The 17612-nt window shown below is 58.3% G+C and carries 11 protein-coding genes; 6 read left to right on the plus strand and 5 right to left on the minus strand.

The annotated features are described in order from the left end of the window. Positions 1-229: 229 nt before the first annotated feature. The 4 genes from mukB to cmoM form a co-directional block, all read right to left on the minus strand. Complete coding sequence (mukB, locus tag AB5Y73_RS10805; RefSeq protein WP_181497336.1) at positions 230-4657, minus strand: chromosome partition protein MukB; 4428 nt, start codon at positions 4655-4657, stop codon at positions 230-232. 3 nt (positions 4658-4660) lie between these two features. Further along, positions 4661-5380, minus strand: a complete 720-nt coding sequence (mukE, locus tag AB5Y73_RS10810) for a chromosome partition protein MukE (RefSeq protein WP_279499636.1) — start codon at positions 5378-5380, stop codon at positions 4661-4663. Then, a complete protein-coding gene (mukF, locus tag AB5Y73_RS10815) occupies positions 5361-6695 on the minus strand; it encodes a chromosome partition protein MukF (protein WP_107683050.1) in 1335 nt (444 codons plus the stop codon). Before mukF ends, mukE begins: the two co-directional genes overlap by 20 nt. Positions 6696-6795: 100 nt before the next feature. Beyond that, positions 6796-7572, minus strand: a complete 777-nt coding sequence (gene cmoM, locus AB5Y73_RS10820) for a tRNA uridine 5-oxyacetic acid(34) methyltransferase CmoM (RefSeq protein WP_031227571.1) — start codon at positions 7570-7572, stop codon at positions 6796-6798. A gap of 101 nt (positions 7573-7673) precedes the next feature. On the opposite strand from cmoM, the gene elyC reads away from it, so the two are divergent. From elyC to pfkA, 3 genes are all read left to right on the plus strand, one after another. Beyond that, positions 7674-8444: an envelope biogenesis factor ElyC gene (elyC, locus tag AB5Y73_RS10825; protein ID WP_162895356.1), complete on the plus strand. Its 771-nt coding sequence runs from the start codon at positions 7674-7676 to the stop codon at positions 8442-8444. 135 nt (positions 8445-8579) lie between these two features. After that, entirely contained in the window at positions 8580-9335 is a 756-nt protein-coding gene (gene tpiA / locus AB5Y73_RS10830) for a triose-phosphate isomerase (RefSeq protein ID WP_005336839.1), read from the plus strand. A 149-nt stretch (positions 9336-9484) separates the two neighbouring features. Further along, positions 9485-10456: a 6-phosphofructokinase gene (gene pfkA, locus AB5Y73_RS10835; RefSeq protein ID WP_005336840.1), complete on the plus strand. Its 972-nt coding sequence runs from the start codon at positions 9485-9487 to the stop codon at positions 10454-10456. Between the two features lie 1626 nt (positions 10457-12082). On the opposite strand, the gene AB5Y73_RS10840 is transcribed toward pfkA, so the two are convergent. After that, positions 12083-13324 (minus strand): dicarboxylate/amino acid:cation symporter, encoded by a 1242-nt coding sequence (locus tag AB5Y73_RS10840; protein WP_107683052.1) that lies wholly within the window; start codon positions 13322-13324, stop codon positions 12083-12085. A 270-nt stretch (positions 13325-13594) separates the two neighbouring features. On the opposite strand from AB5Y73_RS10840, the gene AB5Y73_RS10845 reads away from it, so the two are divergent. The 3 genes from AB5Y73_RS10845 to AB5Y73_RS10855 all read left to right on the plus strand — a co-directional run bounded on the left by AB5Y73_RS10845 (position 13595) and on the right by AB5Y73_RS10855 (position 17065). After that, positions 13595-13879 carry a pyrimidine/purine nucleoside phosphorylase gene (locus tag AB5Y73_RS10845; RefSeq protein ID WP_005336842.1) on the plus strand — a complete coding sequence of 95 codons (285 nt, stop codon included), beginning with the start codon at positions 13595-13597 and terminating at the stop codon, positions 13877-13879. A gap of 154 nt (positions 13880-14033) precedes the next feature. Continuing rightward, on the plus strand, positions 14034-15419 hold the full coding sequence (locus tag AB5Y73_RS10850) for an L-serine ammonia-lyase (RefSeq protein ID WP_279499637.1): 1386 nt from the start codon (positions 14034-14036) through the stop codon (positions 15417-15419). A 275-nt stretch (positions 15420-15694) separates the two neighbouring features. After that, positions 15695-17065 carry an L-serine ammonia-lyase gene (locus AB5Y73_RS10855; RefSeq protein ID WP_005336844.1) on the plus strand — a complete coding sequence of 457 codons (1371 nt, stop codon included), beginning with the start codon at positions 15695-15697 and terminating at the stop codon, positions 17063-17065. Positions 17066-17612 lie beyond the last annotated feature (547 nt).

Genomic DNA, 17612 nt, shown 5'->3' on the forward strand with positions numbered 1-17612 from the left:
TATGCGCAATTTTTCTTCTTCGATGCGGCCGGTGACGCTGGCGACACACTTGCAGGCGGGAGCTCTCTCCTTGCCATAGCTCCAAGGCACTCACCATGTTACTCGCCTTGTTGTCAGGCAGCAGCGACGGTGCCGCTACTTTGCCATATCTTCCATGTAAAAAGGGAGGCAAATGCCTCCCTTTCAACTAGTTACCGGTCATCCCGTGACGGGATGGGCCAGAGACTTCTCAGGCGATCAGCTTGTCATCGGCGAAGCCGAAGCCACGCAGACCCACCACATGCACGTGCTCGTGCTTGCCCTGCACCTTGCGGATGAGCTTGTAGGTGGTGCCCTTCTCGGGGCTGATGTTCTCGGGCGCGGCGATCAGCAGCTGCATATCCTGCCGCTCGCACAGCTCGAACAGGGTGGCGATGGATTTGCCATCCAGACGGGCCGCTTCGTCGAGGAACAACAGACGGCAAGGGGCGATATCCTTGCCGCGCAGACGACGGGACTCCTCCTCCCAGCTGATCAGCACCATCAGCAGGATCGCCTGACCGGTACCGATCGCCTCACCGGTGGAGAGCGCGCCGCTCTCGGCACGCAGCCAACCATCGGCCCCACGCTGCACCTCGATCTCCAGCTCCAGATAGTTGCGATAGTCGAGCAGCACGTCGCCCATCACCTGATAGCTGCGATCCCCCTGCTCTACTTGCGGGTTCAGGCGCTGGAACAGCTTGGCCATCGCCTCGGAGAAGCTGAGCTCCTTGTCGGCGAACAGATCGTTGTGCATGGCGGTTTGGTCGGCCAGCGCCGTCAGCAGACGGGTATGGGCCTCGCGGATATTGACGTTGAGGCGCACTCCGCGCACCAGACCGAAGGCGATGTTCTGCAAGCCCTGGTTGAGCACCCGGATGCGGTTCTGCTCGCGGCGGATGATGTTGGTGATCTTGGCCGCCACCTCGTGGGAGGAGAGCGACAGATGGGTTTCCCGCTGCTTGAGCTCGTCTGCCAGACGCGCAAGCTCGATCTCCATCTCCTCTATCGCCTCGACCGGATCATCGGAGCGGATGATGTCGTTGCGGATGCGATCTTTGAGGTAACGGTAGACCTGCACATAGAAGGCCACCTTCTGCTCGGTGCTGCGGTTGCCCTCGGAGAGACGCAGCGCATCGCGCAGGGCCTCGTCGTGGGCCACAGCTACCCGCAGGGCGCCAAGGGCCTTGTCCGACATGGAGCGCAGCTCGTCGCTGTCCAGATAAGCCAGTTCACGCTTGTTGAGGCGCTTCTCGACGTCGGTCTCCCGCGCCAGTCGCACCACCCGTGACCAGCTCGCCTTGTGACCCACCAGAGATTTACGGGCGCTGTAGTAATCCTTGCCTTCGAGCTTGAGACGGCCGCCAAGGGATTCGATCTCGCGCTTGGTTACCTGCAACTGGGCCTCGGCGCTGGTGCGACGGGAACGGGTGCGGATCAGCAGCTCTTCAATCTCTTTCTTGTGGGCGCGCGCCTTCTCTTCCATATCGTCAGAGAGGGTCAGGCCCATGGCCGCCAGCTCCTGCTCGAACTCGGTCAGGGTCTGGCGCTTGGCCTCGACGCTGGAGTTAAGCGCAGTGCGCAGCTGCAACGCCTCGGTGTGGCGCTGGGCAATCTGCTTGTGCTGCTCACCAGCGGTGCGGGCCGCCAGCTCAGCCGCTTTCAGCTTCTCTTTGAGTCGCTCGCTCATCTCGGAGGCCTTGCCCAGCAGATCTTGCGCATCCTGATAGGCAAAGTGCGGCAGACGGGCCACCAACTGATCGAGGGCGTAGCAACGGCGCTTCTGCTCGGCCAGCAGGTCGCTCACCTCATCGTAAGCTGCCTGCAGCGCCGCAAGATCCTGCGGATCCTGACGCAGAACCTGCACCATGGTTTCCAGTTTTTCCAGCGACTTACCGTGTTTGGCGATAAAAGCTTCGGCCTGTTTCAGCGCTTCCACATCGGCGTGAGCCGCCTCGAGGCGGGCCGCCAGATCAGTCTCGGCAAACAGGTGAGCAAAGGGCAGCATCCCCTGCACCAGCTGGATATGGCGAGTCAGCTGAGCGGCGGCCGCTTTGGCATCACTCAGCTGCTTGTCGCACTCGCCGATGGCTGCTTGCAAGGCGCGCAGTTCGGCCTGTTTGGCCTGCACTTCAGCTTCGGGGTCGGGGCGGAAGGCGATATCCAGATGCTGGCCGATAAAGTCGCGGAAGTGACCGTAGAGACGGTGGTACTTCTGCTGCTCGAAGGCGGCCTTGGCGTAGCCCTCGATGAGCCCTTCGCGCTCAAGGTCGAGCTGCTCGATCCGTTTTTCCCGCGCCGCGCGACCAAACAGCGGCAGCTCGGGGTAGCGGGAGAAGCGCACCTGACGCTTGCTGGTGCGCACCAGCACGGCGTCCCCCAGCTCATCCGCTTCCACCAGGTCCTCGTCAAAGGAGTCGGGGTTGCCCTGGATCAGGTAAATATCTTCCGGGCAATCTTCCAGCTTTTTCAGTCGCTCGATGGCGCCCTCAAGGTCCAGCACCACCAAAGCGCTGCGAGCCGGGCCGTAGAGCGCGGAGTAGTAAGGGGCATCGTCGATGGAGATATCGTCGTAGACATCGGAGAGCAGCACGCCCCCCACCTGCTCGGCGATGCGGGCAAGACGGGGATCCGCCTCGCCGGCCCCCAGCTGCAGATTGCGAATTTGCAGCTCCAGCGCCTGTTTCTGCGCAGCGATGCGGTTGCTCTCCTGCTCGAACTCCCGCTCCTTGTCGAGCACGGTTTGCATACCGGCCGAAAGCTCTTCGGCGGTAGTCAGCGGCAGATCGCTCTGCTCACGCAGCTGCTCGAGTTTTTCAAAGGATTTCAGCCAGCGCGGCGCCAGCTTGGTGAGTTCCGCAATATCGCGACCCAGCTGGATGCCCTGATGCTCGAGGCTGGCGCGGCGCTGGTTCACCTCCGCCTGCTGCTCGGAGAGCTCCTCCTGACGGGTGCGCTGGGCTTCGAGGAAGATCTCCAGCTCATCGCTGCTGGCAATCAGCTGGCCAGAGGCCTGCTGCAGTTCGTCGCGCAGCTTGAAGAGACTCTTCTGGCTTTCGCTCTCTTTCTCGAGGCGAGCCAGCGCAGCGCGCAGCCCCTGCCCCTGGGCAATGCGGGCCTTGTCTTCGATGTGACGCTTGAGCAGCGCCTGCGCGGTAGGCCAGGCGGCCTCGCGCACTGTTTCCGGAGCGATGCTGAGCAGCAGCGCCAGCGCCGCTTCGTGCTCGGCCACTGCCGCCTTGGCCAGTGCCAGCTGTTGCTCGGCCGCCAGCACCCGGCTGGTGAGGCTCTGCTCGGCTGCGCGGAACTGGTGCAGGGTGTCGCTCGCCTGTTCGGCGGTCAGCCCCGGCAGCTCGCACTGCTCGCGGGCAGCCTCCAGCGCCTGCACCGCCTGACGGTACTGGATGGCGCGGGTCTGCTGGATATCGAGCGCCTGCTGGTAGTCGGCCAGCTGGGTCTTGAGGCTGTCGACTTCTGCCTGTGCCAGCTCCTTGCGCTCTTCCACCTCCAGCAGCTGGCCGTGGATCTCTTCCACCACCGCTTGCTGCTGCTCGAGTTTGTCAGAGAGATCCGCCAGATCGGCGCGATACATCTCGATCTTCTTCTGCAAGCTGACAGCCGCCATCACCTTGGCCAGATGCTCGGAGGCAGACTCCAGCTCGTCGGTCAGCAGTTTTTCGCGGTTGGTGAGCTGCTCCACCTCGTCGGCCAGATAGATGGCGCGCTGCTTCTCTTCGGCCAGAATGCGGCGCTTGTCGGCCAGCTCCTGGCGCGCCTTGAGGGCCAGCTCGGAGAGGCGGCTCTTCTCGGCGGCGTTGCGCACATAGTCCGCCGCCACATAGTGGGTGGTCTCGGTGATCAGGTTCTTGAACAGATCCCTCTGACCCTGGGTCTCCTTGATGGCCTCAAGAGTGCGGCGGTTTTCATAGATGGCCGCCTCCATGTCTGCAAACGCCTTGCGCACCCCGGAGTTCTCCGGCAGCAGATATTCGCGCAGAGAACGGCTGATGGACGAGGAGATACCGCCGTAGAGGGATGCCTCGATCAGGCGATAGAACTTGCCGCGATCTTTTTGATCACGCAGCTTCTTCGGGGTGATGCCGAACTCGAACATGAAGTTGTGATAGTCGGTCACCGTATTGAATTTGGCGACTTTCAGCGCCCCCAGCTCGGCGGCCGCCCCTTTCAGATCAGTAAAGGCGCGTACCCGCCCCTTGCCGCCATCAAGCTTCTCCAGCAGCAGATCGGTCGGTGCCAGATTCTCCGGCACATCCACCAGCGCAAACGGGGTGATGTTGACCTTGTTGTCGCGGTTGGCCACCTGCTCGAGGTGCACGCCAACCCAGATCCGCTGTTCGCGGCTGTTCATCACTTCCAGAAGCGAGTAGCAGTGGCCGCGCTGCAGCTTGCCGTAGAGCCCCTTGTCACGGGAGGCGCTGCTCGATCCCGCTTCCGTGGTGTTGCGGAAATGGAGCAGTGACTGGTCGGGGATGAGCGCCGCGATAAAGGCCGCCATGGTGGTGGACTTGCCCGCGCCGTTGCCGCCGGAAAGGGTAGTGACCAGCTGGTCGAGATCGAAGGTCCGGGCAAAGAAGCCGTTCCAGTTGACCATGGTCAGGGATTTGAACTTGCCTCGCACCGGTTATACCTCCAGATCCAGTTGTTCTTCATCGAGATCCGCCTCGATGTCATCAAAGAGCGAGTCGCTGCTCGGCATTTCGTCGTCGTGGAAGATGGCTTCACCCTCCTGGATCATCCGCAGCTGAACGGCGCGCGGATCTTCATTGGAACGCACATCGGCGGCGAAACGGAACACCGATTCGTTGACCCGGAATTTATCCCCGTTGCCAAGGGCGGTGATCATGCCAAGGCGGCGCAGACGGCGCATGGAGGTACGGATCTTTTCGAGCAACTTTTTCTTGTCGAGATCGGTACCGCCGGAGCGGCTGTTGACCATCCGCAGCAGCTGCTTCTCGTCGGCGAGGCTCAGCACCTCCTCCTGCAGCTCGGCCATGGCGAATACCCCTTCCGAAGCCAGACGATCCGGGCTCAGGTAGAGGTAGCAGAGCACCTTGCCCACCAGCATATCGAGCTCGGAGAGCACAGTGGTGCCTATGTCGGAGCTCGGGCGCGGGCGCAGGTAAAAGAAGCCTTCCGGCGCCTTGATCAGCTCCACCTGATAGCGGCCGTAGAAGATCTCCAGCTCGCTGTGATATTCGACCAGCGCCGAATGCTGCTCGAACTCGTCGGCACTGATGTGGCGGCCGGAGCGCAAGGCGGTGTCGATGCGCGGAAACAAGGGGTTGGCAATCGCCTCTGCGAGACGCAGCGGCAAGGGAAACTCAGAATTGATCAATGACATAGGCCTGAACCTTGGATCCAGCTTGGTTAATGGGTTTCCATGCGGGTTGGCGATGCAGTTCGCGCTCGCCGCTGGCATGGCCCAGGCGCACGGCCTGGTCGATCAGAATACGCGCCACATCGAAGTGGGCATGAGCCGGGTAATCCAGCAGGTATTCCCGCAGCACATCGGCCAAGTCCAGCTGCTGGCCCTGCTCGGGGTAGCGGGCCAGATAGCGCTCGATGCGCTCGGCCAGCTCCTGATTGATATCCACCATCTCGACGTACTCCATCTCGAGGGGCACCTCACCGGTCACCTCCTCGTCGTGGATGGCGATGGTTTCGTCGCGCAGCTCCAGCAGACGGGGCTCTTCGGCCACCCGCAGCTGCCAGTTGTGTTGCTCGAAATTGCGGATGGACTCGCGCAGCCGCTGGCTGAAGGCGCGGTTCTTGTCCATGTCGATGGCGTTGCGGATAAATTTGTGGACGTGCCTGTCGTAGCGGGACCAGAGCTCGATGCACTGCTGACCCCAGCTGGTGATGACGTCAAGGCGCCCCTGCAAGGCGTGAGTCAGCTCCTCGACGTGAAACAGGTCATCGCGCCCCTGCGCCGCTTCCTGAATATTGAGCAACCCCGCCTGCAGGCGGTGGCCGGCAGCGTCCAGAGTATCTTGCAGCTCGCGCAGGGTCTGGCCGGTCTCGTGCAGCAGCTTTTCGCAACTGTGAATGGCATCGACCCAATTCTGGGTCAGCAGGGCCGCAATCTCGCTCTTGACCTGATTCTGCTGCTCATCCATGGCGCGCTGGGTGAGATCGATCCGCCCCAGGGTCTCTTCCAGCGAAAAAGTGAGGCGCGGCAGCACCTCGGCATCCCACTGCTCGCGGGTGTTGGTTTCCAGCGCCGCCTTGCGGGCGGTGTCGAGCTCGGAAGCCAGGTGTTCGAGCAGAATGGAGAGCTTGATGGAGTCAACCTGACGCTGATCCATGAAAAAGTCGACGATGCTCACACCCAGGCGCGACAGGCGGTAGAGGCTCTCCCCCGCCACCATGTCGGTGTTGAAGCGCGACAGCAGCTGCTGGCGAATAAGGTCGTTGATGGCGTTGTTGGCGCGACCGGTGAGGGTCTCGTCCATCTGGCCAAAAGCGTTGCTGACATAGCCAAAGGCATCGTGCAGCGCTGCTTCCGACAGATCCGACTCATCTTCGGACAGGGTCTTGATTGCAATCAGAAAGGCCAGCCGGTCGGTCGGCAGGCTCAACGCCAACCCCTCCTGCCTGACCCACCCTACTAGCTCCGGCAAAGAACGCTCTGGCAGGGTACGGGATGTACTCATCATGATGTTGTCATCTCGTTGTTGTATTGGGCGCAAAATCGTGCGCGCGGCTACATCCGGTAGCATCGAAAACATGGTTCACATTTAAGTGAACCGCGAGCAATCAGCTGGCCGGCTTCTGGGCCATCACATGGATATAGCGACCGAGGGCGACAAAAGGCTCCTGACGGCAATATTGCTGCTCCATGGCCAGCAGATCGTCGAACTTCTCCACCTGATCCTGCTTGTGACGCATATAGTCGTGGATCACCCGCACCCCGGTCTTGCCGATGATGCGCAGCCCCCCGCGACCAATCCAGTCATAGACCTGCTCCGGCAACTGGGGATTGGTGGGCGTAAGCGCTGTCTGGCGCTTCTTGCGAAGACCAAGGCGCACATAGTCAAAATTGCCCACCACCAGGCTCTGGAACAGCAAGCCATGACGGTTGTAGAAAAGCAGCGACAGTATGCCCCCGGCATTGACGAAAGGGAACAGACCCAGCAAGGTCTGGCGCGGCTCAGCAAGCCACTCCAGCACCGCATGGCAAAGCACCAGATCAAAGGTCCCGGTCACGTGTTGCTTCAGATCCTGAATGGGGCAATGGATGAGACGAATTTTGTCTTCCAGCCCCTTCTCGGCGATCTGGCTGCGGGCCAGTTCCAGCATTTCTGCTGACAGATCGCACAGCTCCACCTGATGGCCCATGGCCGCCAGCTTCTGGGCGAAATAGCCAAAACCGCCCCCCGCATCGAGGATGCGCAGCGGACGGTTGCCAAGGCGGGCCAGGCAGGCTTCGATGTCGCTCCAGACAATGGTGGTGCGGATGCGCCCCTTGGTGGAGTCGTAAATGTTGCGGGCGAACTTGTCGGCGCGCCCGTCAAAACTCTGATCGTGCTTCAAGGAGAAACTCAACATTAGCGCCACAGGGTTGTGGCCATCCCATAAAAGAGAGGTATTCTGTCACATCCCGAATTTGCTGAAAACTCAAGGAAGTGTCTGCCGTGTTTGTGATTAAAAAGTGGCTGGGTCAGCTGCTGATGCCGCTCCCCTTCTCCCTCTCCCTGCTGCTGGTCGCCCTGCTGCTGCTCTGGTTCACCCGTTTTCAGAAAACCGGCAAGCTGCTGGCCACCCTCTCGCTGCTCATTGTGGCCCTGATGGGGATGCGACCGGTGAGCTATGAACTGGCCCGCGGGCTGGAGCAGACCTTCCCGCCGTTCGAGGTGAGACAGCATCCCAACATCGATGCCATCGTGGTGCTCGGCAACGGCCATGTCAGTGACCCGGCGGTGCCGATGCGCAGTTGGCAGAACAATATCGCCCTGGCCCGCACTCTCGAAGGGGTGCGCCTCGCCCAGGCCTATCCCGAAGCCGAACTGGTTTTCTCCGGCTATGTGTCGGGGGATACCCTCTCCAATGCCGAGGTCAATGCCCGGATGGCCGAGAGCCTCGGCATTCCCCGCGCGCGAATGACGTTGTTTGAAAACAACAAAGACACTCATGATGAAGCGGTCAGTATCAGCCGCCATCTGAAAGGAAAAGAGGTGGCGCTGGTCAGTTCGGCCACTCATTTGCCCCGGGCCATGGCCCTCTATCAGGGTCAGGGACTCAAGGCCGTGCCGGCCCCCACCGACTACACCGCCAAGCAGAGCCAGGTGGCCCAGCCCCTCTACAGTTATTTACCCAAAGGGCGTTATCTGATGTATTCCGAAGCTGCCATCCACGAATGGATTGGGGTATGGTGGGCTCGCTTGCGGGGGCAGGTTAACGAATGAGCGATCAAGCGTTTCATTCCTGATTTGGATCAGGAAAGCGAAAAAAAATTACGTCATTTGCCGCCGGGTCAGCTATCTTGGGCTCGGTTCAATTCATATAATGTCGCGCAATCAAATGCCTAGGAGATATACAAGATGAGACAGCACCTGGTAATGGGTAACTGGAAACTGAACGGCACCAAGGCTTCTGTAGAAGCTCTGATCAAAGGACTGACCCCGGCTGCTGCCGCTCATCCTTCTGTGCAAGTCGCCGTCTGCCCGCCGGTTATCTTTTTGGGTCTGGTTGAGCAACTGACCGCTGGCAGCAAGATTGCCTACGGTGCCCAGAACGCTGACGTTCACGAGTCTGGTGCCTTCACCGGCGAAAACGCCCCCTCCATGCTGAAAGCCTTTGGTTGCACCTACTCTCTGGTCGGCCACAGCGAGCGTCGTACCCTGCACGCAGAGACTGACGACGTGGTTGCTGCCAAGTACGAAGCGATCCAGAAAGGCGGCCTGGTGCCGGTTCTGTGCATCGGTGAAACTCTGGAGCAGTTCGAAGCCGGCGTGACCAAAAACGTGGTTGAGACCCAGCTGAAAGCCGTTATCGACCGTTGCGGCATCGCCTCCTTCAACAACGCCGTTATCGCTTACGAGCCGGTATGGGCCATCGGTACTGGCAAGACTGCCACTCCGGAGATCGCTCAGTCCGTTCACGCTCACATCCGTCAGTACCTGGCCGGTTTTGATGCCGCTGTTGCAGCCAAAGTACAGATCCTGTACGGCGGTTCCGTCACTGGCGCCACTGCAGCCGACCTGTTCGGTCAGCCGGACATCGACGGTGGCCTGGTCGGTGGTGCGTCCCTGAAAGTGGACGACTTCTCCCAGATCATCGCTGGCGCTGCCAAGTAATCGCTGATTACGGCAAAGAGAGGGGCTCGTCCCCTCTCTTGTATCGCTTTTCCTATGGTGGCCCCCGCATCCCATATGAAAGCCGATATAGTAAAAGTGGCTTGTCTATTTAAACATTCGTATTTGACAACTCAGATCCAGAGGCACTCATGACCAAACAAATCAAACGTATTGGTGTTTTGACCAGTGGTGGCGACGCACCGGGTATGAACGCAGCCATTCGCGCCGTGGTTCGCGCCGGTTTGCATCATGGCCTGGAAGTTTACGGTATTTATGATGGCTACCTCGGTCTGCACCAGGATCGTATCGTCAAGCTGGAGCGTCACAGCGTTTCCGACGTGGTGAACCGTGGTGGTACTTTCCTCGGCTCCGCCCGTTTCCCTGCTTTCAAAGACCCCGCAGTGCGCGCCGAAGCGATCGAAAACCTGAAAAAGCACGGTATCGATGCGCTGGTCGTCATCGGTGGTGACGGCTCCTACATGGGTGCCAAGAAGCTGACCGAAGAGGGTTTCCCCTGCATCGGCCTGCCGGGCACCATCGACAACGATATCGCCGGTACAGACTTCACCATCGGTTTTGATACCGCTCTGAACGTGGTGGTTGACGCCATCGACCGCCTGCGCGACACCTGCAGCTCCCATCACCGTATCTCCGTGGTCGAGATCATGGGCCGCCACTGTGGCGATCTGGCCATGTCTGCCGCCGTTGCCGGTGGTGCCGAGTATGTGATCGTGCCGGAAGTGGCCTTCGACAAAGAGAAGCTGCTCAAGCAGATTAAGGAAGGCGAAGCCAAGGGCAAGAAACACGCCATCATCACCATCTGCGAGCACGTTACCGACGTGAACGCGCTGGCCAAGGACATCGAAGCCCTGACCGGTCGTGAAACCCGCGCCACCATCCTGGGTCATATCCAGCGTGGCGGAGCCCCGACTGCTCGTGACCGCATCATGTCCAGCCGTATGGGTGCTTACGCCGTTGAGCAGCTGCTGGCCGGCCACGGTGGCCGCTGCGTCGGTATCCAGCGCAACGAGCTGGTACACCACGACATCATCGACTGCATCGAGAACATGAAGCGTCCGTTCGATCAGGAGCTGTACAACCTCTCCACCACCCTGTTCTAAGCCTCGCGGCTTTTAACCGGCTGTTGATGACAAAAACCCTCCATCGGAGGGTTTTTTAATATCTTACAAAAACGGGTGCATCGGCACGCTGTGTGCCCCTCACCATACGGGTTGCCTGATTACCAACCCTTGCGCCATCTGACTGATCACCAGCCTTCCTCTCCTCACAGCAACCGGCTTCAGCCTACGAACAGAGTTCCGGTATTGTCGTGGATGTTTTATCACTGCGAACCGGATTGCGTTGACCTGTGCTCTGTCGACCCTGAAACGAGCTTGTTCAGCCTCCTCGTCATACGCCGCTTTTTATATCTCAATCTTGCAGAAGGGATTCAGATATCTTCCCCAACCATGCTCCGGCGCAGTTCTCGTATTGCACTCACATGACTCACGCAGATGCACCGGCTACGCAAATCGCTACTCGCGCCCAGCCCAGCCCAGCCCAGCCCAGCCCAGCCCAGCCCAGCCAGAGAATACGCCTCTGGCCTATTGCGCACCTCACTCTTGCTGCGGCCATGTCTATTCCGAGGCCAACGGGGAAATTGGCGGTGATATAACAGCCAGCTGCTACTCTGTATCCCCCCGATGCACGGCTCTCCTCCCTATACCCCCATGTATTGCTGTAAAAATGCGGAGACTCCAGACTGATAAAGTGATGGTGTGACAAGGGTTGGCAACCAGACTCTCTCCATAGACTTCTTTTGGATGGACTATCTACGTCATGAATCGTCAAATCATTGCCTCGCACACTTTTTATGACCTTAATGACACTATTACGAGGAGGAAAACTTATAAAACGCCACTTGAGCTCCATACAAAACCCTCCACCAAGCCAACCAGTAACCAGCCAACTAATTGAATTTAAATGAAATAACCATGAAAACAGAATCTTTAATGCCTGCCACGCCAGAGCAGGTGATAAAATCAGCTCAATATGACAAAAATAGCCATCTCAACCAACCATACACATAAAGCGACCATTTTATCAATTTACACCTTGTTTTACCCCCTTGTTATGGTATCTTGACTGCATCAACCAACAACTTAGGGAGAGAAAAATGAAAGAGTTTGTCGTTACTGCCGTTTTCACGGTGTTTTTCACCCTGGTTGCTGTCTCTCTGCCCTCACTGTCACAGTTCTGAGCCGGATAGAGAGGCATCAATCCGGACCGACCCTCTTTGCCATGTCTGTTTAATCGCCACCAACTGGCGTTTTTCAGTAATAATGCCGAGATGGTCAACATAGATATGATTTCATCACGTTGACGCTGTTTATTTCGCCACAAGGGTGTAACCAGGATGGTTTAACCATATGGCCTGATGGAGTAGAACCAGCAGCAGATCATATCCGAGGGGAGCAAGGCTCCCCTTTTTGTTACCCGTCGTTTGACAATCCCCTACCCAGGCATCCACAACAGGCCGGTTGACGCCACACGGCCCATGCCCACAACTGATGTTTTCTCCTCCTGTACTCTCCATTCAACACAGCTAAATCCGTCAGCAATCTCTTGTGCACACCTTTGCTCTGATACTTGTCCGGCAGATATAAAAAAGCCCCCGCCATCATGGCAGGGGCTCGCTTACGCAGTGTCAGCTTGAGGCTGTTATATCTCAGCCCAGCTCAAAGCAGTTATGCCTTGTTCCAGCGCTCTGGGTCATATTCCGGGCTGAAGCGGTCAACAATGACAGCACAGGCCGCATCACCTGTGATATTGAGGGAGGTGCGGATCATGTCGAACAGACGATCCAGCGCGAACAGCAGCGGCAACCCTTCAATGGGGATCCCGGCCGCCAGCAGCACGGCAACCACCAGGAAACTTGGGCCCGGCACACCGGCCTGACCGATAGCCCCCAGAGTAGAGGTCACAATGATGGCTGCCCAGGCACCGACGCTCAAATCGATGTTGTAAACCTGCGCGAAGAAGATGGCGACCAGACCGTAATAGATGGCGTTGCCACTCATGTTGATGGTGGCACCCAGCGGCAACACGAAGGAGGCTGTCGCGTTGGTCACTTTCAGATCATGCTCGCAGGTCTCCATATTGACCGGCAGGGTCGCCATGGAAGAGGCGGTGGAGAAGGCCACGATCTGCGGCTTCTTCATGGCAGAGAGGTACTTCATCACGGGCGTGTTGGAGAACATCATCACCAGCAGCGGATAGACCACAAAGCCGAAGATAAGGATGGCAGCCACATAGACCACGAACAGCTTGAGCACCAGGGTCAGCACGTCGAAGCCGTAGGTACCGATGGCTTCCGCCATCAGACCGAACACCCCGAGCGGCGCGATGATCATCACCTTGTTGATCATCCAGACGAAGGCATCCACCAGGGTATTGAGCCCATCGACCAGCGGCTTGGCCCGCTCGCGCGGTTGTTTGGCCAGCGCAATGCCGAGGAACATGCAGAACACCAGGATCTGCAGGATGTTCGCTTCGTTGAGGGAGTTGAAGACGTTGGTGGGGATCATGCCAAGCAGGGTGGCGACTGCATCCGGCAGCGCCCCTTTATCGGCGTAGTCACCACCAAACATGGAGGCAACGGAAGCGAAATCGACCCCGACACCCGGTTTGAAGATCTGCCCCATCACCAGCGCCAGCAACACGGCCAATGCTGAGGTCACGAGGAAGAAGGCCAGCGTCGCTGCCCCGATCTTGCCCGCAGCCGGGCTGGCGCCCAGATTAGCGGCGCCGGAGAGGATGGCTACCGCCACCAGCGGGATCACCAGCATCTTGATCAGCTGGATAAACAGGGTACCGAGCGGTGCAAACACGGTGGCTTGTTCACCCATGAACACGCCGACCACTGCGCCCAGTACCATGGCGACCACAACCTGGAAGCCGATGTTTTTAATGAGTCCTTTAGTTAACACAATATGTTCCTTTATGTAGCAAAATTCACACTTTTCCCAGTGCAATTAACCAAACAGGGGAATGAGCGGCTGCCCATTCCCCTGTTTGCGCGTGTTATCTCACATTTAATTGCTGTTTTAAATCAGCAAATCATTAACCTTGGCTATTAATAAGTTTGCGAAAAAGTGAAGATTCAAAGCGGTCTCGGCGATTTTTACCTCATCCCCCATGACAACTGGCAAAAGATTGTGCTAGTTTGGCTGCACAAACGTACACACAGGGATGTAAAGATGCTGAAAGTTAACGAATATTTCGACGGAAATGTAAAATCCATCGGTTTCGAACAAAAAGGCGAGAAATCAACCGTCGGGGTGATGAACGCCGGTGACTACCTGTTCAACACCGCCGCCCCCGAACGCATGACAGTGATCAAGGGCGCCCTCACCATCCAGCTGGCTGATGAAGATGAGTGGCACACCTACAGCCAGGGTGAATCCTTCCTGGTGGCCGGTCACTCCTCCTTCAAACTGGAAGTGAAAACCCCCACCGCTTATCTGTGCGAATTTCTCGACTGATCAGGCCGGTTGAAGGGGATCCGCCCCTTCAACCTTCTTGGGCAATCCCCAGCCTCATTATCTGTGTCCATGTCACAGCACCGCACATCCCCGCTTTCCATCCACGTCAAAAATCCTAGAATAAACAGACATAAACCATCACCGGATTGATGTCATGATCAGCGTGTTTGACCTGTTTTCCATCGGAATTGGCCCCTCCTCTTCCCATACCGTCGGCCCCATGCGTGCCTCTTACGCCTTCGTCCAGCAGCTCAAGCTGCAAGGGCATCTGCCACTGGTTACGCGGGTCGAAGTGGAGTGTTACGGCTCGCTGGGCCAGACCGGCAAAGGGCACGGCACCGGCAAGGCGATCATTCTGGGGTTGTCGGGCTTTGAACCGGAATCGGTCGATATCGATGCGATTCCCGCCATTCTGGCTCGAGTGGAAAAGGAGCAGAACCTGCCGCTGGCAGGCGAGCAACCAAGCCATTTTCCCCGCACCGGTGCCATCATCTTCAACCGCCGCAAGACCCTGCCGGCCCACACCAATGGCATGACTCTGCGCGCCTTTGATAAAGAGGAGAACCTGCGCTTCAGCCAGACCTACTACTCCATCGGGGGCGGCTTCATCATTGAAGAGAGCTACTTTGCCACCGCCAAAGAAGAGGCCGCCAAGTCCGATGCCGAACATCCTGTCCCCTACCCGTTCGACAGCGGCGCCCAACTGCTGGCCCACTGTCAGGAGAGCGGCCTCTCCATCTCGGGGCTGATCCTGGCCAACGAGCGGGTCTTTCGCAGCGATGAGCAGATAAAAGCGGGGCTGCGCAAGATCTGGCAGGCGATGCAGGGCTGCGTCGAGCGAGGCTGCAAAAGCGAAGGGGTGCTGCCGGGCGGCCTCAAGGTTCGGCGCCGCGCCCCGGGGCTGTTCCGCCAGTTAAGCTGCGAGACCAACTTCAACAAGGATCCGCTGATGGTGATGGAGTGGGTCGACCTGTTTGCGCTGGCCGTCAATGAAGAGAACGCCGCCGGTGGCCGGGTGGTCACCGCCCCCACCAATGGCGCTGCGGGCATCATCCCCGCCGTGCTGCACTACTACGATCGCTTCGTGCACAAGGTGGATGACGAGACGCTGATCCGCTACTTCCTCACCGCGGCAGCCATCGGCATCTTATATAAGAAGAACGCCTCCCTCTCCGGGGCCGAAGTGGGCTGTCAGGGGGAAGTGGGTGTCGCCTGCTCCATGGCGGCTGGCGCGCTGACCGAACTGCTGGGGGGCAGCCCGGCCATGGTGGAGAACGCCGCCGAAATAGGCATGGAGCACAATCTCGGCCTCACCTGCGATCCCATAGGCGGACTGGTGCAGGTGCCCTGCATCGAGCGCAACGCCATGGGGGCGGTCAAGGCGATCAATGCCGCCCGCCTCGCCCTGCGCGGCACCGGCGAGCACAAGGTGTCACTGGACAAGGTGATCAAGACCATGTGGGAGACCGGCAACGACATGAAGACCAAATACAAGGAGACGGCCCGTGGCGGCCTCGCCGTTAACATTACCGAATGTTAAAAAACGGCAAATGACTCCATTTGGTTCCGAAATGCCCGGCATCGCCGGGTATTTTTATGGGCAAACGCTTAACAAAATGGATAAGCACAAAAATAAATTTTATACTCGCGCCTCAGATTCAACAAAAATAGATCTATTTCAACTTTTTTTAGGTCTGGAGCCGTTACACTACGGTTATCTGGTTCTGTGACCTGCGCTGACAAGCGCGTTCCATGGATCTCCCAAATTTCTGTGAGTGGGCATGCCGCCCCCTTCTACCCTGAGGTAATAGTGACATGATCAGCGTTTTTGATATCTTCAAAATCGGTGTAGGCCCCTCTTCTTCCCACACTGTTGGCCCGATGAAAGCGGCCAAACAGTTTGTTGACGAGCTGCGCGCGGGCGGCAAGATCCGCGATGTAACCCGGATCAATGTCGATGTTTACGGCTCCCTCTCCTGGACCGGCAAAGGCCACCATACCGACACTGCCATCATCATGGGCCTGGCTGGCAACCTGCCGGAAAATGTCGATATCGATGCGATCCCCGAGTTTATCTCCCGTGTTGAACAGACCGAGCGCCTGCCGATCGGCCTGCACTGCCACACCGTCAGCTTCCCGCGTGACGCCATGGTATTCCACGACGAAGCCCTGCCACTGCACGAAAACGGCATGAAGCTGACTGCCCTGATCGAAGATGAAGTGGTCTACAGCAAGACCTACTACTCCATCGGTGGCGGTTTCATCGTTGACGAAGAGAACTTCGGCAAGGCTGACAGCGGCGACATGTCCGTACGCTATCCGTTCAAGAGCGCCGCTGAGCTGGTTGCCCATTGCAGCCAGACCGGTCTCTCCATCTCTGCCCTGATGATGGAAAACGAGAAGTGCTTCAACACTCCGGAAGAGATCTACAAGAAGTTCGGCAAGATCTGGAACACCATGCGTGAAGGTATCGAGCGCGGCTGCCGTACCGAAGGCGTGCTCTCCGGCCCGCTGCGCGTACCCCGTCGTGCCGCGCCGCTCTACCGTCAGCTCAACACCAACGAGAACCTCTCGAGCGATCCGATGAACATCGTTGACTGGGTCAACATGTTCGCTCTGGCCGTGAGTGAAGAGAACGCTGCCGGTGGCCGCGTGGTCACTGCACCGACCAACGGCGCTGCCGGTATCATCCCGGCCGTACTGGCTTACTACGACAAGTTCATCCAGCCGGTTGGCCGCGACGAGTACACCCGTTTCTATCTGGCTGCCGGTGCCGTCGGCATCCTCTATAAGATGAACGCCTCCATCTCCGGCGCCGAAGTGGGCTGTCAGGGTGAAGTGGGTGTTTCCTGCTCCATGGCCGCTGCCGGTCTGACCGAGCTGATGGGCGGTAGCCCGGAGCACGTTTGCGAAGCCGCTGAAATCGGTATGGAACACAACCTGGGTCTGACCTGTGATCCGGTTGCCGGTCAGGTACAGGTGCCTTGCATCGAGCGTAACGCCATCGCCGCCATGAAGGCAGTCAACGCCTCCCGTATGGCCCTGCGTCGTACCTCCAAGCCGCGCGTCTCCCTGGACAAGGTGATCGAGACCATGTACATCACCGGCAAGGACATGGACTCCAAGTACCGTGAAACCTCCCGTGGTGGTCTGGCCATCAAGGTGATGCAGGTTGCTTGCGAATAAATAAGGGTTGCGACCCTCATCTGAACAAAGGCGGGATATCCCGCCTTTTTTATTGCCCGAATGGGATGCCAGGCATTTATACCGGCATACCGACTATTTCACTGTTGGGCGTCGCTGATATACCCTGCTACGCCACCGCAATGCGGATTGCCTTGTCTGCATACCTATCTAATTACATACCTTGATTAACTCTTCTCAATGCATTGAGAGGGACATTACGCCCCGACATGAAACCTGTACCTGCTATCTTGCCCCGGTCACGATTCCACAACTAATCGATATCGAGATGCCCCCTCAGCTCAATATCCCCCTTTGGTCATACCCTTGTTTGGCAAGACGCGGTTACCACTCCCCCTGCGGATTATCACGCCGCCACATTGATTGCCTCCTATGTGGCACTTTCGTGATCAGGGCAAACAATCAAGTACACAAACAGGGGGTTAGCTCATCATTTTGGCCACAGCGCATCACGCAAACTGGTTTTAGCACAGTTATCACCGCCCTCTTTACTCCCTATTTGATGTAAAACGCATCGAGCAGTGGAGGC

Origin of the sequence: Aeromonas sp. s7(2024) (assembly GCF_040907825.1) — a bacterium.
GTDB lineage: Bacteria > Pseudomonadota > Gammaproteobacteria > Enterobacterales > Aeromonadaceae > Aeromonas > Aeromonas veronii.

Coding starts and splice junctions, on each gene's coding strand:
- AB5Y73_RS10850 (WP_279499637.1), top strand. CDS start 14,034: ATGATCAGCGTGTTTGACCTGTTTTCCATCGGAATTGGCCCCTCCTCT.
- mukE (WP_279499636.1), bottom strand. CDS start 5,380: ATGTCATTGATCAATTCTGAGTTTCCCTTGCCGCTGCGTCTCGCAGAG.
- AB5Y73_RS10855 (WP_005336844.1), top strand. CDS start 15,695: ATGATCAGCGTTTTTGATATCTTCAAAATCGGTGTAGGCCCCTCTTCT.
- mukF (WP_107683050.1), bottom strand. CDS start 6,695: ATGATGAGTACATCCCGTACCCTGCCAGAGCGTTCTTTGCCGGAGCTA.
- tpiA (WP_005336839.1), top strand. CDS start 8,580: ATGAGACAGCACCTGGTAATGGGTAACTGGAAACTGAACGGCACCAAG.
- AB5Y73_RS10845 (WP_005336842.1), top strand. CDS start 13,595: ATGCTGAAAGTTAACGAATATTTCGACGGAAATGTAAAATCCATCGGT.
- pfkA (WP_005336840.1), top strand. CDS start 9,485: ATGACCAAACAAATCAAACGTATTGGTGTTTTGACCAGTGGTGGCGAC.